The sequence below is a fragment of the Candidatus Krumholzibacteriia bacterium genome, from assembly GCA_030748535.1.
In the GTDB taxonomy this organism is placed as follows: Bacteria; Krumholzibacteriota; Krumholzibacteriia; order JACNKJ01; family JACNKJ01; genus JASMLU01.
The window spans coordinates 1-603 of the sequence record JASMLU010000027.1; the positions used below are offsets into that span (position 1 = coordinate 1).

Consider the following 603-nt stretch of genomic DNA (forward strand, 5'->3'; position numbering starts at 1 on the left):
ACTAGGGATCACTCACTTTGGGCAGCCGATCCCTCCGCATCAAGGGTCTACCTGCTGAGCTGCTCCATGGTCTCGACGTGTTCGCCTGCGCCCCGGTGTTGTCAAAGTGGATTAGGTGAAAGAGACCACGAACTCAAAGTGAGTGCACTTAGCGTTCGGTCACAACACCCGCCATTCCAGTCCACAGTCGCACTTCCCCGAGGGGCAGATTCACGCTGGTTCTCTAGCGGGCAAGGGGCGGAGGCCCTTCTACGTGTTTTCGATGGCGTCGCGATGAAAGAGTGGATGGTCTTGGCTCTAACCCAAGGGCAGTCAGAGTGAATTATGAATCCTGACACCATCTACCCGACTGCCATCGGGGCTTCAAAATGATCGTCTGGATGGATTGGTAGATGAGATTCAGTCGAACCCAACTGGGGTTCTGACCTGCACAAACACCTAGCGCGCTTGGAGGGACTCGAACCCCCAACCTTCTGATCCGTAGTCAGATGCTCTATCCAATTGAGCTACAAGCGCAGACACCCGAGTGTATGAGTGGCCCGTTGACGGCCCACCAGGTGGTTGTGGCGGAGAGGGTGGGATTCGAACCCACGAAGAGCTTTT

At 55.7% G+C, this 603-nt stretch carries 2 tRNA genes (1 of these 2 only partly in view); both read right to left on the reverse strand.

Annotated elements, in window-relative coordinates:
* Positions 1 to 442: 442 nt before the first annotated feature.
* Positions 443 to 516, reverse strand: a tRNA-Arg gene (locus tag QGH30_09740).
* Positions 517 to 564: 48 nt separating this feature from the next.
* Positions 565 to 603 (reverse strand) — tRNA-Ser (locus QGH30_09745); it runs 60 nt beyond the window's last position.